Source organism: Achromobacter sp. GbtcB20, assembly GCF_019091095.1.
GTDB lineage: Bacteria > Pseudomonadota > Gammaproteobacteria > Burkholderiales > Burkholderiaceae_B > Achromobacter > Achromobacter mucicolens.
On record NZ_JAGXJZ010000443.1, the window covers coordinates 1 to 297 of the forward strand.

1 protein-coding gene is annotated in these 297 nt (G+C 67.7%); it reads right to left on the reverse strand.

Translation table 11 applies throughout. From position 1 onward, the window contains the following. A partial coding sequence (locus KVT32_RS29685) for a 5'-nucleotidase C-terminal domain-containing protein (RefSeq protein WP_217619384.1) occupies positions 1 to 297 on the reverse strand: 297 nt, incomplete at both ends.

Here is a 297-nt window from a genome sequence, read left to right on the forward strand (position 1 = left end):
CACCGGCGCGCCGTGCAGCGTCAGATTGCGGATGCGCCCGCCCGGCGGCTGGGGGACGTCGATCTCGTAGCCGTTCGCGCCATCGGTGGTCGTGTTGAAGTTATAGCTCGGGAAGCTGGCGTTGATCAGCTCCTGCGGCTCGGTCCTGGCCGGATCGATGGTGTTGAAGCGGCGAGCCGGCGTTTCCTGCCACGCCTTCAGGCCCGCGCCGTCGACCTTCACCGCATACAGCGCGTTCGGGTAGAGGTAGAGGTCGGCCGCATTGTTCAGCGCCAGGTTCCCGGCCGGGACGTCGGT